Consider the following 23,986-nt stretch of genomic DNA (forward strand, 5'->3'; position numbering starts at 1 on the left):
CGCAGGTGCTCGTCGACCTCAGTGCGCTTTAGGTCGGAGAGCTCGTCGCGCTGGGTCGCCGCGTCGGCGGCCAGCGAGTCGAGGGACACCTTCGCGCCGAGCAGCTCGACCACCCGCTCGGCCAGGGCCAGGGTGCCCGCGAGGTAGCTGGCGCCCGCCAGGTAGTGCGGGACCCCCGCCCAGAGGCTCGTCGACTGCATCCCCGCCTCGGTGCAGGTGTGGTGCAGCACGCCGGTGATGCCCGTGGGTCCCTCGTAGCGCGTGGGGCGCAACCCGAGCTGGGCGCCGAGGACCAGGTCGGTGGTGGTGCCCGTGACCGGCACCGGCCTGGTGTGCGCCGCGTCCACCTGCAGGGCCCCGAGGGTCACGACCAGCTCGACGCCGAGGTCCTGGGCGAGGTGGGTGACCGCGGCGGTGAAGGTGCGCCACCGCAGGTTGGGCTCCGTTCCCTGGAGGACCACCAGGTCACGCTCGATGCCGGGGACCGCGCTCCAGGAGAACAGGTTGCCCGGCCATTCGATCCGCCGGCGGCCTTCCCCCGCGTTGCGCACGTGGGGCCGGGTCGCCTGGAAGTCGAAGAAGTCCTCCGGGTCGATCTCGGCGAAGCCCTCGGCATCGGTCTCGGCGGCCAGCACCTCCACGGCCCCCGACGCCGCCTCCCCCGCGTCGTTCCACCCCTGGAAGGCTGCGATCAGCACGGGCCGGCGCAACACGGGCGGCCGCTTGCGTATCGTCACCACGTTGGCCACGTCGTCGCTCCTCTCGTCCTCACGACCCGCCCGCTCGCCGCAGGAAGTCGGTCAGCGCCGGCCCCACGATCCGGTGGCGGGTGAGCTGCACCTCGTGCCGGCCCGCCGGCACGACCAGCTCCTCGTCCCGCGCCAGCACGCGTCGCAGCTCGGCATAGTGCGTCGGGTCGACCGCGGGGTCGCGGTCACCGCGCACCAGCAGGACTGGGCACCGCAGCGCCGTCAGCGCCTCCACGTCGACCCGCACCTCGAGCCCCGCGGCGTCGCGCCGGCACACGTCCTTCCACGCGTCGTCGCCGCCCTGGGGGGCGTGCAGACCCGCCAGGTGCTTGGCCCACACCGGGTACTGCGACTCCAGCCGGTCGGGATCGAACTCGGTACGCCAGGCGGTCAACCCCTCGTGCTCGCGGATGCTCACCCCCACGAGCGTCAGGGACGCGAAGACGGCCGGTCGGCGGGTCGCGAGGTCCAGCGCCGCCTGCCCGCCCATGCTGAACGCCGCGACGTGCACGGGCCCATCCAGGTCGGTGAGGTAGCGCTCGACCGCGTCGACCAGCACCCCGCGGGTGTAGGAGCCGTCCGCGGGCAGGGGCGTCCGGCCATGGCCGGGCAGGTCCGGAAGGTGCACGTGCCAGCGCTCCGCCAGCGGGCGGACCAGCTTGGACCAGTGGTAGCGGCCCGTGCCGATGCCCCCGTGCAGCAACACCAACGGCGCGGCGCTGTCCTGGCCCTCCCTCTCGGCGTACACGGTGCCGATGCTAGTCGCCTTCGTGCCGGACGCAGCAGCGGCGGCCCGGCGGCGTAGCCTGGGCCGAGTCCCCCTCCACCCAAGGATGCGTCGCCATGAGCCTGCAAGTCGGCATCGTCGGCCTGCCCAACGTCGGCAAGTCGACCCTGTTCAACGCGGTCAGCGCCGCGGGAGCCGAGGCGGCCAACTACCCGTTCGCGACGATCGAGCCCAACGTCGGTGTGGTCCCGCTGCGCGACGAGCGCCTGGAGACGCTCGCGCGCCTGGCCGCGTCGGCCAAGACCACCCCGACCAGCGTGGAGTTCCTCGACATCGCCGGGCTCGTCGCCGGCGCGAGCCGCGGGGAGGGACTCGGCAACCAGTTCCTCGCCCACATCCGCGAGGTCGCCTGCATCGTGCACGTCGTGCGGTGCTTCGACGACCCGGACGTGGTGCACGTCGACGGCTCGGTCGACCCCGCCCGGGACGTGGAGGTCATCAACACCGAGCTCCTGCTGAAGGACCTGGAGACGGTCGAGCGCCGGGCGGACCGCGCCGCGCGCACCGCCCGCGCCGGTGACCGGGCCGCCGTCGCCGAGGCCGAGCTGCTGGCCCGGCTGCGCGACCACCTGGCGGCGGGGGAGCCGGCCCGCTCCTTCCCCCCCAGCGAGGAGGCCGCGGCGGTGTCCCGGGAGCTCGGCCTGCTGACCGCCAAGCCGGTCCTCTACGCCGCCAACGTCGGGGAGTCCGAGATCGCCGGCAACCACCACACCGACGTGGTGCGCGCCATCGCCGACAAGGAAGGCGCCGAAGCTCTGGTGGTCAGCGCCGAGGCCGAGGCGCAGATCGCCGAGCTCGACCACAGCGAGCGCGCCGAGTTCCTCGCCGACCTCGGGCTCGAGCACTCCGGGCTCGACCAGCTCGTCGCCGCCGCCTACCGCCTGCTCGGCCTGATCACGTTCTTCACGGCGGGCCCCACCGAGTCCCGGGCCTGGACCATCCGGGAGGGGACGAAAGCCCCCGAGGCTGCCGGGGAGATCCACAGCGACATGCAGCGCGGGTTCATCCGTGCCGAGGCGATCGACTACACCGCCTACGCCGAGCTCGGCAGCGAGGCGGCCGCGCGCGACGCCGGCAAGCTGCGGGTGGAGGGCAAGGACTACCTCGTCCGCGACGGCGACGTGCTGCTGTTCCGCTTCAACGTGTGACTTGACGCGTGTGCCCGCTGGATCGGTATCGCTTTCGCGGGCGTCTTGATGAGGCAACACGAGCCATTGTGGAACTCAACAGGCTGTCGCAGAATCAGTCGACCGCGCCACCGTTGGCGCCCTGGGCGACGTGTCCGCGTTACGCGCACCCACGCCGGCGAAGTGTCCGCGTTACGACGTGTCCATACGGCGGCTCCCCGTCCGCCAGCAGGCGTGTGCGCATGCTGGTCGGCGCGGCTTCAAGTTCTCGACCTATGCCACCTGGTGGATCCGCCAGGCCCTGCAGCGCGGGACGGCCAACACCGAACGCACCATCCGCCTGCCGACCGGCGTGCACGCCAACCTGCTGAAGGTGCGCGCGGCCGAGGCCCGCCTCGGCGCCGAGCTCGGCCGCCCGCCGTGCCTGGACGAGCTGTCCGAGGCGACCCGCCTGGACGAGGACGAGGTCCGCCAGGTGCTGGCGGCCGACTTCGCCGTGACGTCGCTGGACAAGCGGGTGTCCGCCGACGACGACGCCGCCGAGCTCGGCGCCCTGGTCGCGCGGTCCGGTGACGCGCCCGCGGACGAGGTCATCGATCAGCTGTTCCTCGAGGACGTCTTCGAGACCGCGCGCAAGAAGCTGTCGGAACGCAGCTGGTACGTGCTGAAGCGCCGGTACGGCCTGAACGGGTCGGAGCCGTCCACCCTGCAGGCGCTCGGCACCGAGCTCGGTGTGTCGCGGGAGACGGTGCGCAAGATCGAGCAGCAGGCCCTCGCCCGGCTGCAGCGCGCCCTGACGCCCGTGGGGTAGGCCTCAGGGGTGGCGCAGATCCCGATCCGGGCGGCCGCCCGCCCGCGGGAAGTCCCACGGGTAGCCGCGGTCGGGCACGCTCACCCGGGTCAGCCGGCTGAGGTCGTCCTCGGCGAGCGCGAGGTCCGCAGCGGCCAGGCTCGCGTCCAGCTGGTCGGCGTGGCTGGCGCCGATGATGGGGATCGTCGAGGGCTGTGCCAGCACCCAGCCGACCGCCACCGTCGCGGGCTCGCTCCCCCGGGCGTCAGCGACCTCGCGGACCGCGTCGAGGGTGGCCCAGCCGCGCTCGTCGATGTTGTCCACGAACTGCGCGAAGCGGCCTTTGCCCTCCGCGGTCTCGCCCTGCACGTACTTGCCGGTCAGGAAGCCCGCGGCCAACGGGGACCAGGCCAGGATCCCCAGGCCGTTGGCGTGCGCGGCCGGCAGCGTCTCCAGCTCGATCTGGCGCTCCACCAGCGAGTACTGGGGCTGCAGGGACACGAAGCGGTCATCTCCTCTGGCCTCCTGCAGGCGACATGCCCGCTCCAGCTGCCAGCCGACGAAGTTCGAGATCCCCACATAGCGCACCTTGCCCGAGCGCACGAGGTCATGGAGCGCCGACAGCGTCTCGTCGAGCGGGGTGGTGGGGTCCCACGAGTGCAGCTGGAACAGGTCGACGTGGTCGGTGCCGAGGCGGCGCAGGCTCGCCTCCAGCGCCGCGATCAGGTGGCGGCGGTTTGATGAGCGGTCGTTGGGGCCGGGCCCGGTGGCCGCGTGGGCCTTGGTCGCGATGACGACGTCGTCGCGGTCCGCACCAAGCAGCTCCCCGAGGATCTCCTCGCTGCGTCCGCCGGTGTACACGTCGGCGGTGTCGAAGAAGGTACCGCCCGCGTCGCGGAAGCGTCCGACGATCGCCGCGGACTCGTCGCGATCTGCCGGGCCACCGAACGTCATCGTGCCGAGGCACAGCTCGCTCACGACCAGGCCGCTGCGGCCGAGGTAGGTCTGCTGCATGATGTTCTCCTGCTACCATGTCGGGCTGCGGGCGGTTAGCTCAGTTGGGAGAGCGCCGGCTCGACAAGCCGGAGGTCACAGGTTCAAGCCCTGTACCGCCCACCCCGTTGGATGATCGTGTCGCTCCGTACCCTGAGTCCCTTGCTGTCTCCCATGACTGGTCCTTCCTCGTGGGTCGTCTCCGGTCCCATCTGGTGCCGGAGCGCGGAAACCTCAGGCAGCGATTTCGTTGCCTTCCGCGTCGAAGGGATGCAGCTTGCGGGGATCGTGGCGCCGGAGCGCCTCGATCGCATCGTTGAGCTCGTCGGCATGGTCGGTGTGGGCACCGACGACGTCGACCGCGCCTCCGACACCGGCTCCGGCCGCCACGCCACCGACGGTCGCCCGCACAGCCTTCTCGCCCATCCGCGCATCGGCCTGGCTGTGTCGGTGACCGCCCGCCAAGGCGGCTTCGTCGGTGTGCTCGTCGCGGTCCATGGTCCGAGCCTTCCCCGGCGGCCCGTGGGCTCACACGCCCGTCACGTGGGAGCCGCCCTCGAGCCGCACCTGGTAGGCACGGTGGGCGCCCCCTCCGGAAGGGTTCGCTGCTGGCGCGGGCACCACTCCGTCGCGCGGGTCTTGGCGTGGCGTCTACGACAGGATTACAGGATGTCGCGGTTGCGGCGGTTGTCGGCGTCCAACCAGCCGCCATGGGACCCGCAGCACGGATTCGGGTTGTACCGGGACAGCCGCGTGCCGCATCCGGGGAACTCGCAGGACCGCGGTCGCGGCCCGGGGTGCTGGGTGAGCGGCTTGCCGTTCTGCAACGTCATGGCCCGCTCGACTCGGCGTCGGGGCATTGCATCCACTGTCGACCTCCTGATCCACGCACGACGGGTTCGACGCGATCGCCGGCCAGGGACCGGGTCGGTATGCCGCACCCTACCCACCAGAAGGCGGGGCGAAACGGGCGGCGGCAGCACGCGAAGGCATGAGCGGAGGCCGGAGGGGGTAGCCATGTGGCGCACCAGGCCAATCGCGGAGCTGCCTCGACGGTCTGCGTCGTCCCTGTTCGCCGACCGGGAGGGTCCTCGTGTCCATCGTGCCGCCCCCGCGCCCGTCACCTGCGCGCCCGGTCCTGCCCTCTCCGCGCGGCCCCCTCAGCGAGTTCGTCCTGGCGCACCTCGTCGCGCCACCGGGCCCGCTGCCCGCGGCGCCCGCAGCGGCCGACGACCCCCTTGCCGGCGACGACACCCAGCTGGCGCTCTACCTCTGCTACGAGCTGCACTACCGCGGCTTCGCCGGAGTCGACGAGCGGTGGGAGTGGGAACCGTCCCTGCTCGCGTTCCGGCGGGAGCGCGAACAGGCCTTCGAGCGACGCCTCGCCGACGAGATCGGGGCGTTCACCGCGGACGGCGACGTGGCCACGGCACTGATCGACCTCCTGGACGCCCATGACGGCCCGTCCCTCTCGCACACCATGCTCAGCACCGGCACGCTCGCCCACATGCGCGAGTTCGCGATGCACCGCTCGGCGTACCAGCTGAAGGAGGCGGACCCGCACAGCTGGGCGCTGCCGCGTCTGTCCGGCCCCCCGAAGGCCGCCCTGGTGGAGATCCAGGCCGACGAGTACGGGCAGGGCGTCTGCAAGGACATGCACGCCGAGCTGTTCGCCCTGACCATGCGCGAGCTCGGTCTGGACGACACCTATGGCGCCTACCTCGACCTCTTGCCGGGACCGACGCTGGCGACCGTCAACCTCGTGTCGCTCTTCGGGCTGCACCGGCGCCGGCGCGGGGCGCTGGTGGGTCACCTCGCCGTGTTCGAGATGACGTCGGTCGAGCCGATGGGGCGCTACAGCGCCACCCTGCGTCGGCTGGGACTGTCGGCGTGGGCGCGACTGTTCTACGACACCCATGTCGTGGCCGACGCCCATCACCAGACGGTGGCCGCCCGCGACCTGGCCGGCGGCCTGGTGCGCGCCGAACCCGAGCTCGCCCGCGACGTGCTCTTCGGGGCCCGGGCGATCATGCACGTGGAAGGTGCGTTCACCCGCATGATCCTCGCGGCGTGGGCCGCCGGGGGCACCGCGCTGCGCATGCCAGCCCGCCGCGAGTCCGTCGCGTGACGCCCACCCGCCGGGTCGCGGGGTGAGGACCCTGCCGGCGCCGGTCAGCGACGTGCTGCCCATCCGGTCCCGGGAGATGCCGTCCCACGCACCCCCGCGGCGCTATGCTCGGTCGTCTGGTCTGGTCTGGGGCAAAGGTGAGCTATATGCGCGGTCGTGTGGCAGGGGTGCTCCTCCTGGCGGCCTTGATCGTTGGCCTGCTGCCCCCGCTGTCGGCGACGGGCAGCGAGCTCGTGCCCCGTCTGCGCCACGTGGTGATGGAGGGCCTGCCGGCGGCCGTCACCGGCGAGGCCGGCCTGTCGCAGCAGGTCCTGGCGCCAGCCGCGTTCTCCCTGGTCGGGGTCTCGGTGCCCGAGGGGACCCGGGTGCTCCTGCGCACGGGCGACGCCGCGGGTGTCTGGTCCCCGTGGGTGGAGACCGAGGCGCTGGCCGACGACGGTGACGGGCCCGAGCCGGGCAGCCACGAGGCCGCCGAGGCCCGCCCGGGGTGGGAGCGGATGAGCGAGCCCCTATGGGTCGGTGAGGCGTCGCACCTGCAGGTGCGCGTCCTCGGGGGTGACCCCGGCGACGTCGCGGTCCACCTGGTGGACTCACTGGGCTTGTCCCGCTCCCTGCTGCAGCGGTTCGTGGATGCCTGGCGGGCGCCGTGGCGTGCGGCGGGCATCACCGAGGCGCAGGCGAGCACCCGGCCGCCGATCGTGACCCGGGCCCAATGGGGTGCGGACGAGTCGCGACGCCGTGGCAACCCCGCGCACTCGGCCAGCACCCGTGCGGGCATCCTGCACCACACCGCCGGCTCCAACGACTACACCCCGGAGCAGGCTCCGGGCATCGTGCGGGCGATCTACGCCTACCACACGGGCGCCCTGGGCTGGTCCGACATCGGCTACAACCTGCTCGTCGACCGGTTCGGGACCATCTACGAGGGTCGTGCCGGGGGGCTGGAGCAGGGGGTCATCGGTGCGCACGCCGGTGGTTTCAACACCGAGACGTTCGGGATCTCGATCATCGGCACCTTCATGTCCGCGCTGCCCCCGGGGCCCGCCCGCAGCGCGGCGGTCAGCGCGATCGCCTGGAAGTTCCAGCAGCACGGCATCAACGCCGACCCCAACGCCACCGTGGACATCGTGAGCCGGGGGTCGACCCGCTACCCGCAGGGGGCGACGGCGCGCATGCACACCCTCTCGGCGCACCGCGACGTGTCGGCCACCGCGTGTCCAGGCGACGCCCTCTACGCCCACATGGGCGAGCTGCGCCAGCAGGTGTACGCCGGTGTCCCACCCCCGCCGCCGGTGCCGGTGCCACCACCCCGTCGTCTGCTGCCGGACCTTCCGGGCATGCTCCCCGAGCTCGACCTGCCCCTGACCGACGCCGACCTGCCGGTCACCCCGCCGACGGTCCCACCGGCGGTGTCCGAGCGCCGTCCCACCATGCGCCTGCGGGACCTCGTGCCGTGGTGACGGGGGCCTGTCCTCCTGGAGCGGGGTCCGCGACCGGCAACCGGTAGTCTGGAGGTCCACACCGCCGCTCGGGCGGTGCTGCTCCCCGAACCGAAGGACCGCTGGCATGTCCGCACGCGAAGACCTGCGCAACGTCGCCATCGTGGCGCACGTCGACCACGGCAAGACCACCCTGGTCGACGCGATGCTCTGGCAGTCGGGGGCGTTCCGCGCCAACGCCGACGTGAACGAGCGGGTGCTCGACTCCGGCGACCTGGAGCGCGAGAAGGGCATCACGATCCTCGCCAAGAACACGGCGGTGCGCCACGGCGACGTGAAGATCAACATCATCGACACCCCCGGCCACGCCGACTTCGGCGGTGAGGTCGAGCGGGGTCTGTCGATGGTCGACGGCGTGGTCCTGCTCGTCGACGCGAGCGAGGGTCCTCTGCCCCAGACGCGCTTCGTGCTGCGCAAGGCGCTCGAGGCCCACCTGGCGCTCGTGCTGGTCATCAACAAGGTCGACCGTCCGGACGCGCGCATCGCGGCCGTGCTCGACGAGGTGTACGAGCTGTTCCTGGACCTGGACGCCACCGAGGGCCAGATCGACTTCCCGATCGTCTACTGCAACGCACGGGCCGGTCAGGCGTCGCTCGACCCTGCGGTCCCCGGCGAGAACCTCGGTCCGCTGTTCGACACCGTGCTCAGCGCCATCCCGGCCCCGACCTACGACCCCGAGCACCCGCTGCAGGCGCTGGTCACCAACCTCGACGCGTCGCCCTACGTGGGACGACTGGCCCTGTGCCGGATTCGTCACGGGACCCTGCGCCGCGGGCAGCCGGTCGCCTGGTGCCGCGTGGACGGCACCACCGAGCGGGTCAAGATCACCGAGCTGTACGTCACCGAGTCGCTCGAGCGGGTCGACGCCGAGGAGGCCGGGCCGGGCGACATCATCGCCGTCGCGGGCCTGGACGAGGTCACCATCGGCGAGACCCTGGCCGATGCCGACGACCCCCGGCCACTGCCGGTCATCACGGTGGACGAACCGAGCCTCGGGATGACCCTCGGCATCAACACGTCCCCGCTGGCCGGCCAGGACGGCAAGAAGCTCACGGCGCGCCTGCTGCGCAACCGGCTCGACGCCGAGCTCGTCGGCAACGTCAGCGTGCGTGTGCTGCCGACCGAGCGACCCGACACCTGGGAGGTGCAGGGACGCGGCGAGCTCGCCCTGGCCATTCTGGTGGAGACGATGCGCCGCGAGGGCTTCGAGCTGACCGTCGGCAAACCCCGGGTCGTGACCCGCGACATCGACGGGGTGCGCCACGAGCCGATCGAGCGCCTGTCGGTCGACGTGCCCGAGGACTACCTCGGCGTCGTGACCCAGCTGCTCGGGCTGCGCAAGGGACGCCTGGAGCAGATGACCAACCACGGCAGCGGCTGGGTGCGCATGGAGTACCTGGTGCCGGCACGCGGCCTGATCGGGTTCCGCACCGAGTTCCTCACCGAGACCCGCGGCACCGGCCTCATGCACCATGTCTTCGACCGGTTCGAGCCGTGGCACGGGGACCTGCGCACGCGCCCCACCGGCAGCCTGGTGGCCGACCGCACGGGGACCACGACGGGGTTCGCGCTGTTCAACCTGCAGGAGCGGGGGACGCTGTTCCTCGGCCCCGGCATGCCCGTCTACGAGGGCATGATCGTCGGGGAGAACGCCCGGTCCGAGGACATGGACGTCAACCCGACCAAGGAGAAGAAGCTCACCAACGTGCGCGCCTCCTCGTCCGACGACATGGTCAAGCTGGTCCCCCACCGCCAGCTGTCCCTCGAGCAGGCCCTCGAGTTCATCCGCGTGGACGAGGCCGTCGAGGTCACGCCCAAGGCCGTGCGGCTGCGCAAGGCCGTGCTGAACGTGCGCGAGCGGCGCCGGGCCTCCTGAAACCCGTCTGGTGCGACCGCGTCAGGTGACCGCGGTGGCGGCGCACCGCCACGACTCGACCGGCGAGGTGGCGCACCAGCACGCGGGCCCGCAGGTCCCCCGGCCGGCCATCGGCACGGCCCGCAGGCCGCCGACCAGCCGCCGGCCCTCCTCCTCACCGAAGGCGGTCAGGGCGTAGCGCCCGTCCGGCAACGCACACAGGTAGCCCTGGGCGGCGAGCCGTTGCAGATGCGCGGCGGCCTGCGCCGACTCGATGCCGAGGAAGTCGCGCAGCACGGCGGCGTCGAGACGGTCGTCGTACCCGCCGCCCCGTAGCCACAGCACGACCTCGAGCACCTCCTCGCGCCAGTACAGGCTGCGCAGGGCTGGATCCTTGGGTTCCCCGACGGTGGTCATGGCTGCTCCGTTGCGGCGGATGGGTGCTCCGGACTCTGCCCCCGACCGTACGGGTTCAACCGCGGTGAAAGTCAAGGGGCGGGCGCGACATCGCGCTCCTCAGACGCCGGCGTCGGCCTCGGCCGGCTCGACGATCAGCTCCAGGCCCGCCATCTCCACGACGCGCACGCGGGTGTCGCGCTCCAGCGGCCCGCTGCGGCTGCGCGCGCGCCACAGCGCCCCGCTGACCCAGACCTGGCCCGTCTCGCCGTCGGCCCGGCGCACGACCCCGGTGTCGCCGATCATGGTGCCCCCCTGCCCGGAGAACAGCGGGCTCTTCTGGCTGCGCACGGCGAACCGCCCGATCCCGAGCGCCACCACCCCCACGGCGGCCGCGATGGGCACCAGCACCTCGAGGCCGATAGCGACGCCGCTGGCCTCGGGGAACAGGAACAGCCCGCCGAGGACCAGCGCGACCGCCCCGCCCACGGCGAAGATGCCGACCCCGGGCGCGAACAGCTCGGCGGCGAACAGGGCGGCCGCCAGCAGCAGCAGGGCCACACCAACGAAGTTGACGGGCAGGACCGCCAGCGAGAACAGCCCCAGCAGCAGCAGGATGCCGCCGACGACCAGCCCCACCCCACCCGACGGACTGATGAACTCGTAGAGGATCGCCAGCGGCGCGATCGACATGAACAGGAAGGCGATCTGGGGGTTGGCCAGCGTCTGCAGGATGGAGCGGGTCCACGACAGCTCGTAGTCCACGGTGGTGGCGCCCGCAGTCGCGAGGGCCACCGTCTCACGGGTCCCTCCGGAGCGCACCAGCTCGACCTCGGTGCCGTCGATCTCGGCCAGCAGCTCGGTGAGGTTGGGGGCGACCAGGTCCACGGCGCCGACCTCCACGGCCTCGGTCGCCCCCGCCGACCGGCCCTCGCGGACCGCCTCCACCGCGAAGTCCACGTCGCGGCCGCGCTCGCGGGCGATCTCCGCGACGTAGGCGGCGAAGTCCTCGACCACCTTGTCGATGACCTCACCGCCCTGGGCGTCCACCGGGGTCGCCGCGCCGATGTTGGTCCCGGGCGCCATGGCGGCGACGTGCGCCGCGAAGGTGATCACGGCCCCGGCCGACGCCGCACCACCGCCCGGGGGGGACACGTAGACGACCACCGGCACGGGGGCCAGCAGCGCGGCCTGCACCATCTCCCGCGTCGACGTGACGAGCCCCCCCGGTGTGTCGAGCTCGACCACCAGCGCCGCATGCCCGCCGTCCTGCGCCGCACCGATCGCATCGGTGAAGTGTCCCGCGACGACCGGGGTGATCGGCCCGCGGATCTCGGCGCGCAGCACCGTGGCGCCCTGCGCGCGGGCCCCGCCCGCGGACAGCACCACGACGCCGAGCAGCAGCGCGACGGCGGCGACCAACCGGCGCGCGCTGCGGGACCTGGCCGAGGTGTGCACGACCCCCATTCTGGCACGCCGACCCCGCAGGGCGCCGCCCGGCGGGCGGGCGGCTACTCGATCGTGAGGGGCCTGGGGTCGTCGGATCCGGTCGGGTGCGCCACGGCCTGGACGTCGGCGTCGAACGGCGCACTGGCCATGCGCACCGCGACGCCGTCGACCAGGCAGTAGTCGAGCCCGATCACCCCACCGGCGTCGGCGACCGCGTCCATCGCCGGCTCCCAGAGCTCCTCGGGGACCTCCAGGGCGTCCAGCGGCCCGAAGCGCAGCTGGGCCTCGGAGATCAGCTGGCTGACGACCGTGATCGTGTTCACGTCTGCACCTGACGAGCGTGTCGAGCACCCAGAGCCATCCGACGACGCTACCGCAGGCAGCGGGTCCTGGCGAGGTCACCGTTTGACCGGGGGTCGACCGGGTGAGGAAGGGTGCATGACCGCTGACCCCTCGGCTCCGGCCCCCCCCGACACCACCGGGGGGCGGGGCGATCCGCGTCCCCTGGTCCGAGCCGGTCGCGTGGCCTGGGCGGCGGTGGGTGTGCTGGTGCTGCTCGTCGCCGCCGGGGTGGTCGTCGGACAGCTGTCCCTGGTGGTCATCCCCCTGGTGCTCGCCCTGTTCCCCGCGGCGCTGCTCGCACCCGCCGCCCGTCTGCTCAAGCGCCTGGGCGCGCCCCCGGCGCTTGCCGCCCTCGTCACCATCCTCGGGGCGCTGCTGGTCCTGGGCGCGGTGGTCGCGCTGCTCGTCCCCACCGTGGCCGCCGAGCTGCCCGCCCTCACCGAGTCGGCCCGTGCAGGCGTCGACGACCTGCTCCGAGCCGCGCCCTTCGAGGTCAGCGGCATCGGGGACGTCGTCGACGCCGCCGGTGAGCAGCTGGGTGAGACCGGCAATGTGGCCGACACGGCGGTCCAGACGGCCACGGCCGTCGTCCACGGGGTCGTGGGGCTCCTGTTCGGCCTGGTCGCCCTCTTCTTCTACCTGAAGGACGGGGAGCGGATCGCGGCAGCCATCGGCGACCTCCTCCCCGACCACACCCGGGTCCACGCGGCGGCAATCAGCCGGCGGGTGTGGACCACCCTGGGCCGGTACTTCCGCGGCCAGCTGCTCGTCGCCGCGGTGGACGCCGTGCTGATCGGTCTGGGCCTGCTGCTCCTCGGCATCCCGCTCGCGGTGCCGCTGGCGGTGCTGATCTTCTTCGGCGGGCTCTTCCCGATCGTGGGTGCCGTGACCAGCGGCGTGGTGGCGGTACTCGTCGCGCTCGCCGACGCCGGCCTCGCCACCGCCCTGATCGTGCTGGGCCTCATCGTGGCCGTGCAGCAGCTGGAGAGCAACGTCCTCGAACCGGTGGTCCTCGGCAAGACGCTGGCCCTGCATCCCCTGATGGTGCTCCTGGCGATCACCGCCGGGGCGGTCACCCTCGGCGTCCTGGGGGCGTTCCTCGCCGTGCCCGTCGCGGGGAGCGTCGCACGGGTGGTGGACTACCTCCGCGGCCGCGACGGGGAGGACGGGGAGGACGGGGAGGACGGGGAGGACGGGGAGGACGGGGAGGACGGGGACGGGGAGGACGCGCCGGTCTCGGCGATGGCCAGCAGCTCGTAGCGGGGCGGGCGGGCGGGCCCCCCCGCCTGGCAGGTCAGCGGTCGCTCTGCCGGGTCACGCGCGACCCGCATGTCGACGGCGAAGCCGGACGCGTCCGGGCCGCCGAACGTGATGCGAAACGCGTCCCCGGCCAGGCGGCGCCGCTCGCGGTAGGTGAGGTCCGTGACGTGGTGGAGGTCGCACGCCACCCGCAGGGCGTGCTCGGCGGCCTGGACGACGAAGGGGTGGCAGGACCGGCCGCGGTAGTGAGGCAGGTCGAGCAGACCCCGGTCGTACAGCGTGGCGATCCGCGGGCCGTCGGCGGCCGCCACGTGGCCGTAGTACAGCCCGTGGGGCATGCACACGAGGTTGCCCGCGAACCGGTCCCCGCCGATGTGGGAGCACTCCCACGTCTGCGTGGCGCGCGCTGCGGCCATCGCCTTGACCAGGGGCTGCCCGAACTCCGCGCAGCACGCGTCGTGCCGGCCGTTGGTGCAGACCAGGTGCAGCGGCTCGTGGACCGGGGCGCCACCGACCGCTGCGCTGCGACCGAGCGCCGCCCAGTCCACGTCGAGCAGCTCCGCGACATCGTCGACCACCAGCTCCTCGACCAGCGCACGGTCGCTGCGCACGACGAAGCACCGCCGGCGGCCCGACGCACCGCCACCGGGGCGCCTGATGAGGATCAGCCTGGCATTGACCTGCTCGGCCACCGATCCGAGCTCGGCGGCCACCGCCGCCGGCAGCCGGCTCTCCAGGATCGCGTCCCGGCCCCAGGGCCCGGACTGCTCGAGGAGGATCCATCGCCGCACCAGGGAGGCGGTGCCGGCCAGGGGCTCTGCACGGGCCCGCGCCTCCGCGGCGCAGCGGTACCGCGTCACGACTCGATCATGAGCAGCGCCTCGCGGACCAGACGGGTGACCAGCACCCGGCGGCCCTCCTCGTCGAGGTGCCCGCCGAGGTCGCCCACGGCGAAGCGGTCCTGAGCCGCCACCCAGGCGACCGCCGGCGCGACCCGGCCGGGCAGGCGCACCGTGCGGTCGGCCAGCACCAGGGCCACGCCGTCGCCACGCTCCTCGACGCGGCACCACGACCCTGCCCGTCGGGTCACCACGGTCGCGTCGTCCACGGCATCGAGCGCCAGCACCTGGTGCAGCTGGCCGGTGAGCGATGCCGGCCGCGACGACCAGAACCCGTCCGTCGCCGCGCGGGCGGCTTCGGCGACGTCCAGTGCCTCCACGCGTTTGGCGACCGCGCCCAACCGGTCGGCCAGGTCCCCGACCAGCGCGGCCGGGTCGTGGGCGAACCCGGGAGGCAGGCTGCCGTGGCCGGTGTCGTCAAGCGCCTCGGCGATCGCCGCATCCACGGCGCCCCGCAGCACCTGTTCCCAGGTCACCATCCGCACCCCGATGGTGACGTGCACGGAGGGGCGGTCGGTGGTGCGCGCCGCGTGACGGACACCCTGGGGCACGTACAAGCACTCCCCGGCTTCCAGGGACACATCCAGCTCGGCCGCGTCGGCGTCGGTGTACGTCACCCACTGCTTGCGCCCGACGGTCTGCAGGGCGAAGACGTCGTGGGCGTCGGCGTGGATGCGCAGGCCGGCGGCCACCGGCGGGGTCACGTAGGCGTTGGCCTGGACCGGATGGGTGAGCACGCGCTCGAGGTCCCGGCAGAACGCCGCGAGCGGAGGCCAGGAACGCTGCAGGCCCTGCAGGACGATGGTGGCACCCTCGGCGAAGTGCCCGAAGACCTGGCCGGGGTCGGCCAGGTCGGAGACGGGCCGGGAGCCGATGCGGGCCCGTCGGGTGTAGGAGCCGACCGGCAGCGGCTCGCCATCGCGCACCAGCCGGAAGGCCGGTGCGCGCAACCCGGAGGCCGTGACGAGGCGGTCCACGTCGTCCAGGGACAGCAGGTCGGCGTAGCCCTCGGGGCACCGGTGATGGTGCGGCTGCCGCCCCCACCGCGTGCCGAGGAAGGCCTCGACGTCGCCCACGCAGCGGGCGAGCGCGTCGGGGCGTGCGGGCACGGGAACGCCGGTCGTCAGGCGTCGGTCCCGTCGGCGTCGGCACCGTCGCTCGCGTCCGCGGCGTCCCCGTCACCCGAGTCCGCGGCGTCCCCGTCACCCGAGTCCGCGGCGTCCCCGTCACCCGAGTCGGTGCCGTCGGCGTCGGCGCCGTCGGCGTCGTCCTGGGCGACCGAGGCCGTCGTCGAGGCGGGCCAGACCGTCTCGATCTCGTCGTCGGTCAGGCTCATCGGCTCGTTGTCGGTGGGTGCCTGCGGGATCTGCGTGCTCATGGCAAGGCTCCTGGGTCCACGGGTGCGTGCGGGCTGCGCTCGGTCGCGACGCTATCGCCGCGCCTCGGGGGAGGCAAGGACGACGTCACTCGAACGCGAACCCCAGCTCGTCGACGCACTGGTCGTAGCGGGCGTGCAGCTGCTCCTGGTCGCTCGCCCCGATGTACACCTCGGCGAGCTTGTAGCTGTAGCTGTCCTGGTCGTGCAGCTCCGAGAGCCGGTCCCCGGGCTCGACGACCAGCTTGATCGTGGTCCCCCCGACGCGCTCCTCGAGGTCGCGGATCTCCTCCTCGGTGGGCACCCGCGCCACGACGCCGTCCTCACGGAAGACGCGCAGGAACCACTTCGCCGCACACCCGTACGGCCCTTGCCGCCGGGGCGCCCGCGGCGGCTGGCCCAGGGCGAGGTCCAGCATCAGGGCGTGGTTGGCCAGGCCGTCGACGTCCTGCAGCAGCGGTGCGTGGGACTGCGAGTGCCGAGGGTTGACCTCCAGGACCGTGACCTGCTCGTCGGTCCAGAAGAACTCGACGTTGAACGTCGAGTGGTCGAGGTCGACCCGGCGATCTCCGGGGGCAGGTCTGCGACCTGGTCCATGACGTACTCGAACGGCTTGCCGACGCGGCCGATCCCCTCGCGGAGCTCCTCGGCGGCTCGCTTCAAATCCTGCGCGTCGGTCACCTCGATCGCCAGCTCGGAGGAGAACGCCTTGACCGGCCTGATCCAGTAGGGATAGGACAGGTCGATGGCGCCCAGGTCGTCGTCGTCGAACGGGTCGACGGCGGTGAACCGCGGGTACTCGTCGATCACCTTGCTCTGCTCGGCCAGCGGGATCTCCTCCCCGTGCTGGAGCTCCTCGTACCTGAAGAGCTGGTGGAACGCGTACCGGTCCGCATCCGGCAGCGCCTGCAGGGTCTCCAGGTTGAGCTGGTCGAGACCGAGCACGAACACGTTCTTGGGCACAGCGGCTCCTCGCGGCGGGTCCGGGGCAAGAACTCGAGGATTACCCCTCGTGCCGGTCGCTACACCCTGTCATCGCCGCCCCGCCGCGGACGTTAGGCTTCGCCTATGGACGCGCTGCTGTTCCTCGTGATCATGGTCGCCGGGCTGGCGGTGGCGGCGCTGGTGATCGGCCGCGCGCAGCGCGCCCCGTCCCCGGACGACCCGACCCGACCAGACCCCGCGCAAGCCCCGGCGGCGGACGACGAGGACGGCGGCGCGCCCGGCGGCGCCCCCTAGTGGGCAGCGCGGTCGGGTCCGAGGACACGAGCACGGGCGAGCGGGCCCTCGCCGGGCTGCTCGAGAGCTCCCACTACGCGGCACCGGAGGAGATGGCGTCCCTCGTCGCCCACCACGCCGGCGAGCTCGGGGCTCAAGAGGCGGTCATGTACCTCGTGGGCTTCGAGCAGCGGCTCCTCGTCCCACTGCCCGGCGACGGCGTCCCCCAGCGCGAGGCCATCTCGGTGGACCACACCCTCGGCGGCCGGGCCTTTCGCACGATCGAGGTGATGCGCCGCGAGGTCGGCGACGGGCTACGCCTGTGGGTCCCCATGCTGAACGGCACCGCCCGGGTTGGGGTCCTGGAGCTGGTCCTGCCGTGCGCCGACACGCTCACGGAAGGGCGCGCCCGCGCGTTCGCGGGGCTGGTGGCGACCCTGGTGATCACCAAGGGCCTCTACGGCGACGTCTTCACCCTCACCCGCCGAACCGAGCCGATGTCGCTGGCGGCGGAGATGCAGTGGGAGCTGCTGCCCCCGCTGACCTTCTCCGACGGCCGGGTCACCATCAGCGGGGTTCTGGAGCCGAGCCACCGGGTGGCGGGCGACACCTTCGACTATGCACTGAACGACGGGTGCCTGCATCTGCTCGTCATCGACGCGATGGGCCATGGCTTCGAAGCGACCCTGATGGCCACGGTGGTCATCGGCGTGTACCGCCATGCCCGCCGGCGCGGCCTGACCCTGCCCGAGACGTACGCGGCCATGGACGACGCGATCAACCGCCAGTTCGGCCTCGACCAGTTCGTGACCGGGCAGCTCGCCGAGCTGGACACGGCCACCGGACAGCTGCGCTGGCTGAACGCCGGTCATCCCCCGCCCCTGCTGACCCGGGGACAGCACGTGATCGGTGGGCTGTCGTGCGAGCCGACCCTGCCGATCGGCTTCGGCGGGGCGGTCGTCGAGGTCGTGGAGTATCAGCTTGAGCCCGGCGACCGACTGGTGTTCGTCACCGACGGCGTCTTGGAGGCACGCGCCCCGGACGGCGACTTCTTCGGGGAGGCCCGTCTAGGCGACCAGCTGCTGCGGGCGACCATGGCAGACGAGCCGGCGCCGGAGACCGTGCGGCGGCTGACGAGCGCGGTCATGGAGCACCAGGACGGACCGTTGCGCGACGACGCCACGGTCGTCCTGGTGGAGTGGAGCGGACGCGAGCGCACCAGCCCCCTCACGATCGGCCGTTCGTGGCCCCGTCCGCCTGCTTGAGCGCCACGACGAGCCCCTGGGTACCATGTGTGTATGGGTCCCACAGAGACCTGCGAGGTCTGCGGTACAGAGGTCGCACCCCACGAGGCGGTGCGCGCCGAGTTGGCGCTGAGCGACGCGTCGATATGCCCCACGCCGATGAGCTTTCATCCTGCGTGCTATGAGCGTGCGACCGAGGTCTGGGAGCAACCCGGCGAGGCGCTGTGCGACGTCGACCCGGAGTTCCCCGAGACCGCCCACTGGCTGGCGCGCTCCCGCCGGGACAGCTGAGGCGTCTGCGGTCACGCCGCATCCGGGTTCAGCGGCGTCTCCGAAGCAGCACTCTGGAAGTGGGCGCGTGGCCAGGCCACCTCCCTGGGCGCGTCGCCAGGCCAGCGCACCACCCCGGAAGTGGGCGCGTGGCCAGGCCACCTGCCCGGGCGCGTCGCCGGGCCAGCGCACCACCCTGGAAGGTGACCGCCTCGCCGTTGGCCGCCACCCGCCGCCCCTCGCTCCGCTGCGTCATACCGGGCGCAGGGTATCGTCCCGGGACGGAACGCGGTGTGGAAGGAACACAGGGTGTCGACGTCGACCCAACCCGGCAAGGCATGGTTGTCCGAGGAGGAGATCGCGCGGGTGCGCGAGCGCATGCCGATCGTGTACGTCGAGGCCGTGCCGGTCCGGGTCCACCATCTGGGCGGGGTGGAGCGGGTCGGGTTGCTGCTGCGCAACCGGCCGGACGGCACCATCAGCCGGGCGGTCGTGTCGGGGCGGGTCCTGTTCGGTGAGACGCTGCGCGAGGCCCTGTGGCGCAACCTGTCGAAGGACCTCGGTCCGGAGTCGTCACCGCAGCTGCCGCCGGACCCGTCGCCGTTCACCGTCGCCGAGTACTTCCCCGCCGACGCCCGCCGCACCGGCTTCACCGACCCCCGCCAGCACGCGGTCGCCCTGGCCTACCTCGTGCCGGTGCAGGGCGAGTGCCGACCGGCGGAGGACACCCTCGAGCTGACGTGGCTGTCCCCTGCCGAAGCGATCACCCCCGGCGTGGTCGCGGAGATGACCGGCGGGCAGGACCGCCTGGTCCGCCTCGCGCTCGCGCACGCCGGCTGCCTGCCCTAGCTAGCCCCGGCGATTCCCATGCATCAGATGACCGGGGGCTCGGCGTAGGTGCCGAAGACGTCCTTCAGCGCGGCGCAGATCTCCCCCAGCGTGGCTGCCGCTCGGACCGCGTCCATGATCACCGGGATGAGGTTGTCGTCGGTTGCTGCGGCGGCGCGGAGTCGCTCCAGCGCCCGCACCGTGGCGTCACCGTCGCGGCGGTCGCGGTAGCTGGCGAGCTTCGCCCGCTGGTCGCGCTCCATGTCGGCGGAGATCCGCAGGATCTCCAGCTGGTCGTCCTCGACGGTGTCGGTGTGGACATTGACCCCGACGATGCGCTTCTCGCCCTTCTCCACCTGCTGCTGGTAGCGGAACGCCGCGTCGGCGATCTCCGCCATGAACCAGCCCGACTCGATGCCGCGCAGCATGCCGCCGGTGACCGTACCGTCGGGCGACTGCTCCAGGATGCGGGCCAGGTAGGCTTCCGCGTCCGCCTCGACCCGGTCGGTCATCCATTCGACGAACCACGAGCCCCCGAGGGGATCGACCGTGTTGGCGACCTCGGTCTCCTCGGCGATGACCTGCTGGGTGCGCAGCGCGACCCGAGCGGCGTGCTCGCTCGGTAGCGCGAGGACCTCGTCGAGCGCGTTGGTGTGCAGGCTCTGGGTGCCGCCCAGGACCGCCGCGAGCGCCTCGATGGCCGTGCGCACGACATTGTTGTCCGGTTGCTGCGCCGTGAGGGAGACCCCGGCGGTCTGGGCGTGGAAGCGCATCAGCATCGCCTTGTCGTCGGTCGCCCCGTACCGCGAGCGCAGCCACCGGGCCCAGATGCGGCGGGCGGCGCGGAACTTGGCGATCTCCTCGAAGAAGTCGATGTGGGCGTCGAAGAAGAACGACAGCCGGGGACCGAAGACGTCCAGGTCCAGCCCCCGGGCCTGGCCCAGCTCGACGTAGCTGAAGCCCGCGGCCAACGTGAACGCCAGCTCCTGGGCCGCCGTGGAGCCGGCCTCGCGGATGTGGTAACCCGAGACCGAGAGCGGGTGGTAGCGGGGCATGTGCTCGGTGGTGAACGCCATCAGGTCGCCGATGAGGCGCAGGTGCGGCGGGGGGGGGAAGAGCCACTCCTTCTGGGCGATGTACTCCTTGAAGATATCGGTCTGCAGCGTGCCCCCCAGCGCGGCCGGGGCGAACCCCTGGCGTTCGGCGGCCACGCAGTACATGGCGAAGATCACCACCGCCGGGGCGTTGATGGTCATCGAGGTGGTGATGTCGCCGAGCGGGATACCGTCGAACAGGCGCTCCATGTCCGCGAGGGTGTCCACCGCGACGCCGCAGTGGCCCACCTCCCCCTCGCTCTGCGGCTCGTCGGAGTCCCGCCCCATCAAGGTCGGCATGTCGAAGGCCACGCTGAGGCCGTGCTGCCCGGCCTGCAGGAGGTCGTGGTAGCGCTGGTTGGTGTCCTCGACGCTGCCGAACCCCGCGAACTGCCGGATCGTCCAGGGCCGTCCGCGGTACATCGACGGGTAGACCCCCCGTGTGAACGGGTACAGGCCGGGAAAGCCGATCCGCGAGAAGTCCGGGGAGTAGACGTGCGGACCCACCAGCGCCGGCACCGGGACATCCGAGAGCGTCGTGAAGGCCGCGTCGCGTTCAGGGGTGGCGGCGCTGCGGCGCTCCCACTCGTCGGCGAGGCGCCGAAGGTCGTCGGGGGTCATCGGGTCCGCCTGACGTCGTGCCGGCCGGCGCGGAGTCCGGGATGCCTAACAGGACTGCCCTGCCCATGCTATTGCCTCCACGTCGACCTCGACCGTGACGGTGCGGTGGGCGGCGGTGGCGGGCTACGATCCCGGCACGGCCGCGGCCCTGACCGGGACGCGGAGCCCAGCACCGAAGGGAGACGCGGTGGTCGTTGACGCGCAGCGTTGGGACCGCCAGTACGCCGAGCACGACCCCCCCACCTTCGAGGATCCCAGCGCCCAGGTGGCCGAGGAGGTTCTGCACCTGCCCCCGGGCCGGGCACTGGACCTCGCGGGCGGGCGCGGTCGGCACGCGATCCCGCTGGCCGAACGGGGCTGGGACGTCACCGCCGTCGACTTCTCCCAGCAGGCCCTGCGGCAGGGCGGGGAGCTCGCGGCCCAGCGGGGCGTCACGGTGCAGTGGGTCCACGCGGACCTGGAGTCCTGGGACCCGCCCGCGAGCGCCTTCGAGCTGGTGCTCATCGCCTACCTCCAGGTGGACACCGCAGTGCTCGCCGCCGTGCTCAGCCGGGCCGCGGGTGCCGTGGCACCTGGCGGTCGTCTGGTCGCCGTGGGCTACGGGCAGGACGCGTCCGGACCGACCCAGGCGGGTCCGTCCGAACCCGCACGGCGGTACGACCTCGCGGTCGCCACGGCCGCCGTCGGCCCTCTCGTGGTCGAGCGGGCCGAGCTGGTCGAGCGCACCATCGAGCGTGCGGAGGGCAGCCGGGTCGCCGTCGAGGCAGTGGTGCGTGCCGTGCGCCCGGCGGTGACCCCATGAGCGATGTGCCGGCCGACATGGCCGTGCCGGAGTGCCTGCTCGTCGATGGCGCCGTGGTCCGCGAGCACCCTGCGTACGCGGGCTACCTCGCAGAGCTCGACGAGAAGGACTACCGCCGGCTCTACCGGTTCATGGCGCTGGCCCGGCGACTGGACACCCAGGCGGTCAACCTCGGTCGCCAGGGGCAGCTCGCCGTCTACCCACCCTCCCGGGGCCAGGAGGCGGCGCAGGTGGGTGCCGCCTACGCGCTGGCGGGTCAGGACTGGATCGTCCCGTCCTACCGGGAGCTCGGGATGGCGCTGGTCCGCGACGTGCCACCGGAGGCCCTCCTGCACCTGTGGCGGGGCACCTGGCACGGCACCTACGCGCCCGACGCGCACCACTTCGGCTTGGTCTCCATCCCCGTCGGCACCCAGGCGCTGCACGCCGTCGGCTTCGCGATGGGCGCCCGTCTGGACGAGGCCGACCTGGTGGTCCTGGCCTGCATCGGTGACGGGGCGACCAGCGAGGGCGACGTCCACGAGGCGATGAACTTCGCGTCGGTCTACGACGCGCCCTGCGTGTTCTTCGTGCAGAACAACCAGTACGCGATCAGCGTGCCGGTGGCCCGCCAGATGCATGGCCCGACCATCGCGCACCGGGCGATCGGGTACGGCATGCCGGGCTACCGGTGCGACGGCAACGACGTGCTGGCGACCTACGCGGTGACGCGCCGGGCCGTGGACCGGGCGCGGGCCGGCCACGGGCCGTCCCTGGTCGAGGCCGTCACCTACCGCACCGAGGCCCACACCACCTCCGACGACCCCCGTCGCTACCGCCCGCCGGGCGAGCTCGAGACGTGGCAGGGCCGCGACCCGATCACCCGCTTCTCGGCGTATCTGGAACGCGAGGGGCTGCTCGGTGAGGACGTCCGCGCCGAGGTCGACCAGGAGGCCGAGCTGTACGCCCGGCGGGTACGCGACGCGGTGTTCGACGCACCACACGGCGACCCGCTGGAGCTGTTCGAGCACGTCTACGTCGACCCCCCCACGGCCCTCGCCGAGCAGCGGGCGCTCCTGGCCCACGAGCTCGGGGAGGGCCCTGGGGGCTGACCGGCGGACGACGAGGGCACCGGACACCGGTCTCGCTCACGAGAACCGTCCGCCGCGCCTGGTGCGGCGCAGCCGGGCGAGCCGCTCCTCCTGCTGGGCGCGCCGTTCGGCCTCGCCCGCGGAGTCGTGGCCGACCACCCGCAGGTCAGACGCCTCGCCCGTCACGAGCAGCCAGGCCCCCTCCCCGGCACCCGGTGGCAGCTGGTCGGCGGGCAGGTGGTGCTCCTGCTCGTCGGGGTCCACGAGCAGGACCGCGACGCCCTCGACGATGCGGTCCACGACGGCGTGCCGCGGGTCATCCGTCACGGTCCCCCGAGTCGCGTATGGGCGGCGCGCCGGTCGCGGTCTGCACCCGCAGGTCGTCGCCGTCGGTGGTCACGATCACCGTACCGTGCGCGGCGGTGCCGTAGACGGCCACATCGGCGCCGGTGAGACGATCGACGACCTCGTCGTGCGGATGGCCGTACTGGCTGTCCCGGCCCGCAGAGTAGACCGCCACCTGCGGCGACACGGCAGCGAGGAACGCCGCGCTGGTCGACGTGGACGAGCCGTGGTGGCCCACCTGGTAGACGTCGGCTGCGAGGGCGTTCGCAGCCGTGGCGACCATCCGCTGCTCGGTCTGCACCTCGGCGTCGCCGGTGAACAGGAACGCCACGTTGCCGTAGGTGACCCGGAACGCGAGCCCGTGATCGTGCAGATCCCCGTCCCCCGCGTCCGCCACGGGGTTGACGAACGCGAACTGCAGCGACCCGACACCGGTCCGCGCACCCGCTCGCGGCTCCTCGTACGTCGCGTCCGAGGCCTCCAGGGCGTCGAGGGCGCGGTCGAAGGTCTGGGTGGTGTGGGTGGTCGGCGACCACCAGACCTCGCCGACGTCGAAGCGCTCCATCACCAGGTCGAACTGGCCGAGGTGGTCCGCGTGGGGGTGGGTGACGGCCACGACGTCGATCGCGCGGACCCCGCTGCGCTCGAGGTACTCGACGACGTCGGTGCCGGTGTGACGTCCCGCGTCGACCAGCACCGTCGCGTCCGGCGCGACGAGCAGGGTGGCGTCGCCCTGGCCCACGTCGATGAAGTGGACCGCCAGCTCACCCTCGGTGGGCGCGGGCACGCCAGCCACGCAGCCGGCGAGCAGGAGCGGCAGGAGCGGCAGGAGCAGCACGACCGGA

27 protein-coding genes, 1 tRNA gene and 1 pseudogene are annotated in these 23,986 nt (G+C 72.7%); 13 read left to right on the forward strand and 16 right to left on the reverse strand.

What is annotated here, in order from left to right; genetic code table 11:
• Positions 1–749: PAC2 family protein (locus WD250_06370; GenBank protein ID MEX2619826.1), on the reverse strand; the 749-nt coding region annotated here is incomplete at its 3' end.
• A 19-nt stretch (positions 750–768) separates the two neighbouring features.
• A complete protein-coding gene (locus WD250_06375; protein ID MEX2619827.1) occupies positions 769–1,497 on the reverse strand; it encodes an alpha/beta fold hydrolase in 729 nt (242 codons plus the stop codon).
• Between the two features lie 95 nt (positions 1,498–1,592).
• Between WD250_06375 and ychF the strand changes: the two genes are divergently transcribed.
• Both ychF and WD250_06385 read left to right on the forward strand, forming a co-directional pair.
• Positions 1,593–2,684 (forward strand): redox-regulated ATPase YchF, encoded by a 1,092-nt coding sequence (ychF, locus tag WD250_06380; GenBank protein MEX2619828.1) that lies wholly within the window; start codon positions 1,593–1,595, stop codon positions 2,682–2,684.
• Between the two features lie 178 nt (positions 2,685–2,862).
• Complete coding sequence (locus WD250_06385; protein MEX2619829.1) at positions 2,863–3,474, forward strand: sigma-70 family RNA polymerase sigma factor; 612 nt, start codon at positions 2,863–2,865, stop codon at positions 3,472–3,474.
• A 3-nt stretch (positions 3,475–3,477) separates the two neighbouring features.
• Here the strand turns inward: WD250_06385 and WD250_06390 are convergent, their stop codons facing one another.
• A complete protein-coding gene (locus WD250_06390; protein ID MEX2619830.1) occupies positions 3,478–4,467 on the reverse strand; it encodes an aldo/keto reductase in 990 nt (329 codons plus the stop codon).
• Between the two features lie 29 nt (positions 4,468–4,496).
• Here WD250_06390 and WD250_06395 point away from each other — a divergent pair.
• Positions 4,497–4,569: transfer RNA gene (locus tag WD250_06395), tRNA-Val, on the forward strand.
• 111 nt (positions 4,570–4,680) lie between these two features.
• Here WD250_06395 and WD250_06400 read toward each other — a convergent pair.
• On the reverse strand, positions 4,681–4,944 hold the full coding sequence (locus WD250_06400; GenBank protein ID MEX2619831.1) for a hypothetical protein: 264 nt from the start codon (positions 4,942–4,944) through the stop codon (positions 4,681–4,683).
• A gap of 164 nt (positions 4,945–5,108) precedes the next feature.
• Positions 5,109–5,306 (reverse strand): hypothetical protein, encoded by a 198-nt coding sequence (locus WD250_06405; protein ID MEX2619832.1) that lies wholly within the window; start codon positions 5,304–5,306, stop codon positions 5,109–5,111.
• A gap of 233 nt (positions 5,307–5,539) precedes the next feature.
• Between WD250_06405 and WD250_06410 the strand changes: the two genes are divergently transcribed.
• From WD250_06410 to typA, 3 genes are all read left to right on the forward strand, one after another.
• The gene (locus WD250_06410) at positions 5,540–6,574 is read left to right on the forward strand and encodes an iron-containing redox enzyme family protein (GenBank protein MEX2619833.1); all 1,035 of its coding nucleotides are present in this window, start codon (positions 5,540–5,542) and stop codon (positions 6,572–6,574) included.
• Positions 6,575–6,720: 146 nt separating this feature from the next.
• Positions 6,721–8,034: a peptidoglycan recognition protein gene (locus WD250_06415; GenBank protein MEX2619834.1), complete on the forward strand. Its 1,314-nt coding sequence runs from the start codon at positions 6,721–6,723 to the stop codon at positions 8,032–8,034.
• Positions 8,035–8,140: 106 nt separating this feature from the next.
• A complete protein-coding gene (typA, locus tag WD250_06420; GenBank protein ID MEX2619835.1) occupies positions 8,141–9,949 on the forward strand; it encodes a translational GTPase TypA in 1,809 nt (602 codons plus the stop codon).
• A gap of 21 nt (positions 9,950–9,970) precedes the next feature.
• On the opposite strand, the gene WD250_06425 is transcribed toward typA, so the two are convergent.
• The 3 genes from WD250_06425 to WD250_06435 all read right to left on the reverse strand — a co-directional run bounded on the left by WD250_06425 (position 9,971) and on the right by WD250_06435 (position 12,096).
• Positions 9,971–10,345: a hypothetical protein gene (locus tag WD250_06425; GenBank protein MEX2619836.1), complete on the reverse strand. Its 375-nt coding sequence runs from the start codon at positions 10,343–10,345 to the stop codon at positions 9,971–9,973.
• A 99-nt stretch (positions 10,346–10,444) separates the two neighbouring features.
• The gene (locus tag WD250_06430) at positions 10,445–11,782 is read right to left on the reverse strand and encodes an NfeD family protein (protein MEX2619837.1); all 1,338 of its coding nucleotides are present in this window, start codon (positions 11,780–11,782) and stop codon (positions 10,445–10,447) included.
• A gap of 53 nt (positions 11,783–11,835) precedes the next feature.
• Positions 11,836–12,096, reverse strand: a complete 261-nt coding sequence (locus tag WD250_06435) for a hypothetical protein (GenBank protein MEX2619838.1) — start codon at positions 12,094–12,096, stop codon at positions 11,836–11,838.
• A gap of 115 nt (positions 12,097–12,211) precedes the next feature.
• Here WD250_06435 and WD250_06440 point away from each other — a divergent pair, with 115 nt between their 5' ends.
• Positions 12,212–13,375 carry an AI-2E family transporter gene (locus tag WD250_06440; GenBank protein MEX2619839.1) on the forward strand — a complete coding sequence of 388 codons (1,164 nt, stop codon included), beginning with the start codon at positions 12,212–12,214 and terminating at the stop codon, positions 13,373–13,375.
• Positions 13,376–13,668: 293 nt separating this feature from the next.
• Here WD250_06440 and WD250_06445 read toward each other — a convergent pair.
• From WD250_06445 to WD250_06465, 5 genes and pseudogenes are all read right to left on the reverse strand, one after another.
• Positions 13,669–14,235 (reverse strand): annotated as a pseudogene (locus tag WD250_06445) (sucrase ferredoxin).
• Positions 14,232–15,383, reverse strand: coding sequence for a cupin domain-containing protein (locus WD250_06450; protein ID MEX2619840.1), 1,152 nt, complete (start codon positions 15,381–15,383; stop codon positions 14,232–14,234). Before WD250_06450 ends, WD250_06445 begins: the two are co-directional and overlap by 4 nt.
• Before the next feature lie 14 nt (positions 15,384–15,397).
• Positions 15,398–15,652 carry a hypothetical protein gene (locus WD250_06455; GenBank protein ID MEX2619841.1) on the reverse strand — a complete coding sequence of 85 codons (255 nt, stop codon included), beginning with the start codon at positions 15,650–15,652 and terminating at the stop codon, positions 15,398–15,400.
• An 85-nt stretch (positions 15,653–15,737) separates the two neighbouring features.
• Entirely contained in the window at positions 15,738–16,067 is a 330-nt protein-coding gene (locus tag WD250_06460; protein MEX2619842.1) for a hypothetical protein, read from the reverse strand.
• A complete protein-coding gene (locus WD250_06465; protein ID MEX2619843.1) occupies positions 16,067–16,612 on the reverse strand; it encodes a hypothetical protein in 546 nt (181 codons plus the stop codon). Before WD250_06465 ends, WD250_06460 begins: the two co-directional genes overlap by 1 nt.
• Before the next feature lie 105 nt (positions 16,613–16,717).
• Here WD250_06465 and WD250_06470 point away from each other — a divergent pair, with 105 nt between their 5' ends.
• From WD250_06470 to WD250_06485, 4 genes are all read left to right on the forward strand, one after another.
• The gene (locus tag WD250_06470) at positions 16,718–16,888 is read left to right on the forward strand and encodes a hypothetical protein (GenBank protein MEX2619844.1); all 171 of its coding nucleotides are present in this window, start codon (positions 16,718–16,720) and stop codon (positions 16,886–16,888) included.
• The gene (locus tag WD250_06475) at positions 16,888–18,132 is read left to right on the forward strand and encodes a PP2C family protein-serine/threonine phosphatase (GenBank protein ID MEX2619845.1); all 1,245 of its coding nucleotides are present in this window, start codon (positions 16,888–16,890) and stop codon (positions 18,130–18,132) included. Before WD250_06470 ends, WD250_06475 begins: the two co-directional genes overlap by 1 nt.
• A 33-nt stretch (positions 18,133–18,165) precedes the next feature.
• The gene (locus tag WD250_06480) at positions 18,166–18,402 is read left to right on the forward strand and encodes a hypothetical protein (protein MEX2619846.1); all 237 of its coding nucleotides are present in this window, start codon (positions 18,166–18,168) and stop codon (positions 18,400–18,402) included.
• Between the two features lie 288 nt (positions 18,403–18,690).
• Positions 18,691–19,230 carry a DUF4916 domain-containing protein gene (locus WD250_06485; protein ID MEX2619847.1) on the forward strand — a complete coding sequence of 180 codons (540 nt, stop codon included), beginning with the start codon at positions 18,691–18,693 and terminating at the stop codon, positions 19,228–19,230.
• A 23-nt stretch (positions 19,231–19,253) separates the two neighbouring features.
• Here WD250_06485 and WD250_06490 read toward each other — a convergent pair whose 3' ends face one another.
• Positions 19,254–20,924 carry a methylmalonyl-CoA mutase family protein gene (locus WD250_06490; protein MEX2619848.1) on the reverse strand — a complete coding sequence of 557 codons (1,671 nt, stop codon included), beginning with the start codon at positions 20,922–20,924 and terminating at the stop codon, positions 19,254–19,256.
• A gap of 187 nt (positions 20,925–21,111) precedes the next feature.
• Between WD250_06490 and WD250_06495 the strand changes: the two genes are divergently transcribed.
• Entirely contained in the window at positions 21,112–21,726 is a 615-nt protein-coding gene (locus tag WD250_06495) for a class I SAM-dependent methyltransferase (protein ID MEX2619849.1), read from the forward strand.
• Complete coding sequence (gene pdhA / locus WD250_06500; GenBank protein ID MEX2619850.1) at positions 21,723–22,817, forward strand: pyruvate dehydrogenase (acetyl-transferring) E1 component subunit alpha; 1,095 nt, start codon at positions 21,723–21,725, stop codon at positions 22,815–22,817. Before WD250_06495 ends, pdhA begins: the two co-directional genes overlap by 4 nt.
• 36 nt (positions 22,818–22,853) lie before the next feature.
• Here the strand turns inward: pdhA and WD250_06505 are convergent, their stop codons facing one another.
• Positions 22,854–23,123, reverse strand: a complete 270-nt coding sequence (locus WD250_06505) for a DUF3006 domain-containing protein (protein ID MEX2619851.1) — start codon at positions 23,121–23,123, stop codon at positions 22,854–22,856.
• Complete coding sequence (locus WD250_06510; protein ID MEX2619852.1) at positions 23,113–23,979, reverse strand: ComEC/Rec2 family competence protein; 867 nt, start codon at positions 23,977–23,979, stop codon at positions 23,113–23,115. Before WD250_06510 ends, WD250_06505 begins: the two co-directional genes overlap by 11 nt.
• Positions 23,980–23,986 lie beyond the last annotated feature (7 nt).

It is taken from the genome of Egibacteraceae bacterium (assembly GCA_040905805.1).
Lineage (GTDB): Bacteria > Actinomycetota > Nitriliruptoria > Euzebyales > Egibacteraceae > DATLGH01.